Raw genomic sequence first — 5,575 nt, forward strand, 5'->3', positions numbered from 1 at the left:
GGCCGTGTCGACTATGTCGTTCGCTATCAAGGTGGGAACAACGCCGGCCACACCGTCGTCATCGGCGACGAGCGCTACGCGCTGCACCTGTTGCCCTCGGGCATCTTGACGCCGACCTGCACGCCGGTGATCGGCAACGGGGTCGTCATCGATCCAGCAGTGCTGTTCACCGAACTCAACGGATTGATCGACCGCGGCATCGACACGTCGCGGCTGAAGATCAGCGCCGACGCCCACATCATCACTCCGTTTGCCGTCGAGCTCGACAAGGTCACTGAGCGATTCCTCGGCAAGCAGCGAATCGGAACCACCGGTCGCGGTATTGGACCGACCTATGGCGACAAAGTCTCCCGGCTGGGAATCCGGGTGCAGGACCTCTTCGACGAGAAGATCCTGTTCGAAAAGGTCGAGAACGCACTGGCCAACAAGAACCAGATCTTCGTCAAGGTGTTCAACCGGCGGGCGTTTGAAGTCAACTTGGTGGCTGACGAGTTGCTGGGATTCGCGGAGCGACTGCGGCCTTTCGTCACCGACACATCGTTGCTGCTCAACCAGGCGTTAGATGCCGGCGACTTGGTGCTGCTCGAAGGCTCGCAGGGCACGTTGCTTGACGTCGACCACGGGACATATCCGTTCGTCACCTCCTCCAACCCGACCACCGGCGGTGCCTGCACTGGCTCGGGTATCGGGCCAACCAGGATCAGCCGGTGCATCGGCATCTTGAAGGCGTACACAACTCGAGTCGGCGCAGGACCGTTCCCGACGGAGTTGCAAGACGCCGACGGCGAGCGGTTGCGCCAGGTCGGCGGCGAGGTCGGCGTCACCACCGGTCGTGACCGTCGCTGTGGCTGGTTCGACGCACCGATCGCGCGGTATGCCACCCGCATCAACGGCCTGACCGACATCTTCTTGACCAAGCTCGACGTGCTCACCGGCTGGGATCGAATCCCGGTTTGCGTCGCCTACGAGATCGACGGTCAGAAAGTCGACGAGGTGCCGATGACTCAGACCGACTTCCACCACGCCAAGCCGGTGTATGAGTACCTCCCGGGTTGGTCGGAGGACATCTCGCAGGCACGCTCATTTGATGATCTGCCCGCGAAAGCCCGCGCGTATGTGCGGTTCCTTGAGGAGCAGTCGCAGTGCCGGATCTCCGCGATCGGCGTTGGACAGGACCGTGACGCGACGATCGTGATCCACGACCTCGTCGACTAGCTCCCACGCTGCTCGAATCACCGAACGGCTCTGTCTGGTTGAGCCGAAATGAGGCAGCATTGACCAGAGCCGACTAGCAGAACTGAGGATTCCCGTGGCGCAGATTAACGACCCCGAACTAGCCCAGCACGTGCTCGACCTCGACCGCGCACACGTCTTCCACTCCTGGTCCGCACAGGGTTCCCTCAACCCGGTCACCATTGCCGGCGGACTCGGGTCGCGCGTATGGGACTTCAACGGCAAGAGCTACCTGGACTTCTCCTCCCAGTTGGTGTTCACCAATCTCGGTCATCAACATCCCAAGCTGATCGCGGCGATCAAGGAACAGGCCGACGTCCTGTGCACGGCCGCGCCGCCCTACGCCGTGCAGGCGCGGGGAGAAGCCGCGCAGGCCATCAGCGCGTTGATGCCGGACTCGCACCAGAAGGTGTTCTTCACCAACGGTGGGGCCGACGGCAATGAGAACGCCATCCGGATGGCCAGGCTTTTCACCGGAAAGCGCAAGATCCTTTCGACGCACCGGTCGTATCACGGCAACACGGGTGCGGCGATCATGGCGACCGGCGACCAACGTCGCTGGCCCAACGAGTACGCCGACGGGCACGCGCATTTTTTCGGCCCTTTCTTGTATCGCACGCCCTTCTGGGCGACCACCGAGGAAGAAGAGTGCGCCCGTGCCCTCGATCACCTCGAGCAGACGATCCTGTTCGAGGGACCGTCAACGATTGCCGCGGTCATCCTCGAGGCAGTGCCTGGATCAGCTGGCGTGCTGGTCCCACCTGCGGGCTACCTGGAAGGTGTGCGCGCGCTGTGCGACAAGTACGCAATCATGTACATCGCCGACGAGGTGATGTGCGGCTTCGGGCGGACGGGGAGTTGGTTCGGATTCGACCATGCGGGCGTCGTGCCGGACTTGGTGGTGTTTGCCAAGGGCGTCAACTCCGGCTATGTCCCCCTCGGCGGGGTGATCATCAGCAACGAGATCGCCCACCACTTCGACGACCGAGTTTTCCCAGGCGGTCTGACCTACTCGGGGCATCCACTCGCGTGTGCCAGCGCCGTCGCCAGTATCGACATTCTGCGCGACGAGGCCGTCATCGAGAACGCTGACACTGTCGGCAACGGCGTACTCGGGCCCAAGCTCAGGGACCTTATCGACAAGCACCCGAGTATCGGCGAGGTTCGCGGTCAAGGGATGTTCTGGGCGATCGAACTGGTCGCGGATCGCCACACCCGCGAACCGCTCGCCCCATATGGCGGCACCTCACCGGCCATGGCGGCGGTCGGTGCCGCGGCCCGCGCGAACGGGCTGGTCTCGTTCATCGTCGGCAATCGCATCCATGTGGTGCCGCCACTCGTGCTCACAGCGGAGGAAGCGATTGAAGGGGTCGAGATCCTTGACCTCGCCATTGCCGAAGCCGACAAACACGTGTCCGCGTAGCCTTGCCAGCGTGAAGATTCTGGTCGTTGGGTCCGGTGCGCGCGAGCACGCCCTGATTCAGTCCTTTGCTACCGATCCGAGCGTGACGGAACTCCATGGCGCCCCGGGCAATGCCGGGATCGGTGCCCAGGCCCAGTTGCATGCTCTGGATGTGGCCGACGCCGGTGCCGTCGCACACCTGGCCACAGACCTCGGCGTCGACTTCGTCGTGATTGGCCCGGAAGTCCCCTTGGTGGCAGGTGCCGCCGACGCCGTTCGCGCCGCCGGCATCGCCTGCTTCGGGCCTTCCGCGCAGGCTGCCACTCTCGAGGCCAGTAAGGCATTCGCCAAGCAGGTCATGCACGCCGCCAACGTGCCCACCGCGCGCGCGGGTGCGACGACGAGCCTCGACACCGCGATCGTGATGATCGACGAGTTCGGTGCGCCGCACGTCGTCAAGGACGACGGGTTGGCCGCGGGCAAGGGCGTGGTGGTGACCAATGACCGGACGGCCGCGATCGACCACGCGCGCGAATGCGTCGAAAAGGAGAACGGCCGAGTCGTCATCGAGGACTACCTCGACGGCCCAGAGGTGAGCCTGTTCTGTGTCACCGACGGAGTGACGGTCGTTCCACTCCAACCGGCGCAGGACTTCAAACGAGTCGGCGACGATGACGCGGGTCCGAATACCGGTGGCATGGGTGCCTACACGCCACTGCCGTGGGCACCAACTGACCTCGTCCAGCAGGTCGTCGAGCAAGTCGCCCAACCGACCATCGACGAGATGGCCCGCCGAGGCACGCCGTTCGCGGGGCTGTTGTACGTGGGCCTGGCGATGACCAGCGCAGGCATGCAGGTCGTCGAATTCAATGCGCGCTTTGGCGATCCGGAAACCCAAGTCGTGCTGGCCCAACTCAAGAGCCCGCTCGCAGGACTGCTGCACGCCGCAGCGACGGGCAATCTGGCCGAGCACCCAGCGCTGCAATGGCACGACGGCGCGGCCGTGACGGTGGTCATCGCCGCCGAGAACTACCCCGGCACCCCCACCACCGGCGATCCGATCGACGGGATCGACAGCGCCGAAGCCCTGCCGGACGTTCGGGTTCTGCACGCCGGGACCACCACGAATGCCGACGGTCAGGTGGTCTCCAGCGGGGGGCGGGTGCTGTCAGTCGTCGCGCGCGGAGCGAACCTCGACGTTGCTCGCGCCCGGGCTTATCAAGCGGTTGATCTCATCAAGCTCCGCGGCTCCCACTACCGCACGGATATCGCCGCCGCCGCTGCCCGCGGTGAACTCCACCTCGCTTCCGACGTCTATCCAGGAGTCAGTCAATGACGCGCCAGCCCATCCCCAACGTCCTCGCAGCGCGCTACGCCTCGGCGCCGATGACCGAAATCTGGGCACCCACAAACAAGATCCGACTTGAGCGCCACCTATGGCTCGCGGTGCTAGCGGCGCAGCGTGACCTTGGCATCGACGTCGCGCAGACAGTCGTTGACGACTATGGCCGAGTGGTCGAGAGCATCGATCTGGAATCCATCGCTGAACGCGAGCGCGTCACCCGCCACGATGTCAAAGCGCGGATCGAGGAGTTCAACGCCCTGGCCGGCCATGAGCACGTGCACAAAGGCATGACCAGCCGGGACTTGACTGAAAACGTTGAGCAATTGCAGGTCAAGCAGTCCCTGCAGTTGATCCGTGACAAGGCGGTTGCGACCCTTGCCCGGCTGGCCGAGTTGGCGGTCCAGTACGACGACGTCGCGGTCAGTGGGCGCTCGCACAACGTGGCCGCTCAGATGACGACGCTCGGCAAACGATTCGCGACGTTCGCTGACGAGTTGCTCAACGCCTTCGCTCGGTTGGAGGAGCTAATCGCCCGCTACCCGCTGCGCGGAATCAAGGGCCCGGTTGGCACGTCGCAGGACATGCTCGACCTGGTCGGCGGTGACCCAGCGTTGTTGGATCGACTCGAGCAGATCGTCGCCGATCACTTGGGCTTCGACAACGTTTTGATCAGCGTGGGGCAGGTGTATCCCCGGTCGTTGGACAGTGAGGTTCTCTCGGCCCTCGTCCAACTCGCGGCCGCACCGTCGAGCTGTGCTAAGACGATCCGGCTGATGGCAGGCCACGAGCTGGTCACCGAAGGATTCGTTGAAGGGCAAGTGGGTTCCAGCGCCATGCCCCACAAGATGAACACGCGCTCGTGCGAGCGGGTCAACGGGTTCATGGTGATTCTGCGCGGGTACTCGTCGATGACTGCCGAGCTCGCGGGCGACCAATGGAATGAGGGTGACGTCTCCTGTTCGGTGGTTCGTCGCGTGGCCCTTCCGGATGCCTTCTTCGCGATCGACGGGCTACTGGAAACGTTCCTGACGATCCTCGATGAGTTCGGTGCCTTTCCGGCCGTCATCAATCGCGAACTCGACCGTTACCTGCCATTCCTCGCCACCACCAAAGTGCTGATGGCTGCGGTCCGCAAGGGCGTGGGTCGCGAGACCGCGCACGAGGCCATCAAGGAACACGCCGTCGCGACCGCTTTGGCGATGCGGCAGCAGGGCAGCGTCGACAATGACCTGCTCGACCTGCTCGCCGACGACCCGCGTCTGGGACTGTCGCGGGAAGAGATCGCCGCGCTGGTGTCGACCCCGTTGGAGTTCACCGGCGCTGCCCGGTCGCAGGTCGCCGGGGTCAACGCGCGGGTCGCCGTCGTCCTCAGCCGTTACCCCGAGGCGGCCGCCTACAGTCCGGCCGCGATTCTGTAGCAACGGCGCGGGCGGGCCGAACACCCGCGCGGGACCAATCCGTGCGGCTGCTGGGACGGATAGGGTCGGCGTCGTGTTGATTCAGCCTGCTGACTTCTCGTTGCCCGAGGACTATCGGCCGATCTATTCCGGCAAGGTTCGCGACCTATTTGAGACCCCGGACGGCAATCTGCTGTT

4 protein-coding genes are annotated in these 5,575 nt (G+C 64.3%); all 4 read left to right on the forward strand.

From position 1 onward, the window contains the following. The coding region (locus KAZ48_10455) for an adenylosuccinate synthase (protein ID MBP7973212.1) at positions 1-1,215 on the forward strand (1,215 nt) is incomplete at its 5' end. A 58-nt stretch (positions 1,216-1,273) separates the two neighbouring features. Beyond that, positions 1,274-2,656: an aspartate aminotransferase family protein gene (locus tag KAZ48_10460; GenBank protein MBP7973213.1), complete on the forward strand. Its 1,383-nt coding sequence runs from the start codon at positions 1,274-1,276 to the stop codon at positions 2,654-2,656. Positions 2,657-2,666: 10 nt separating this feature from the next. Further along, a complete protein-coding gene (gene purD / locus KAZ48_10465; GenBank protein MBP7973214.1) occupies positions 2,667-3,971 on the forward strand; it encodes a phosphoribosylamine--glycine ligase in 1,305 nt (434 codons plus the stop codon). Further along, positions 3,968-5,398 carry an adenylosuccinate lyase gene (locus KAZ48_10470; GenBank protein ID MBP7973215.1) on the forward strand — a complete coding sequence of 477 codons (1,431 nt, stop codon included), beginning with the start codon at positions 3,968-3,970 and terminating at the stop codon, positions 5,396-5,398. The genes purD and KAZ48_10470 overlap by 4 nt, the downstream gene beginning before the upstream one ends. The last annotated feature ends 177 nt before the right edge of the window (positions 5,399-5,575 follow it).

It is taken from the genome of Candidatus Nanopelagicales bacterium, from assembly GCA_018003655.1.
GTDB lineage: Bacteria > Actinomycetota > Actinomycetes > S36-B12 > UBA10799 > JAGNDY01.

Bases quoted from the DNA above. Each gene is read 5' to 3' on its own strand.
- KAZ48_10470 (MBP7973215.1), top strand. From the start codon at position 3,968: ATGACGCGCCAGCCCATCCCCAACGTCCTCGCAGCGCGCTACGCCTCG.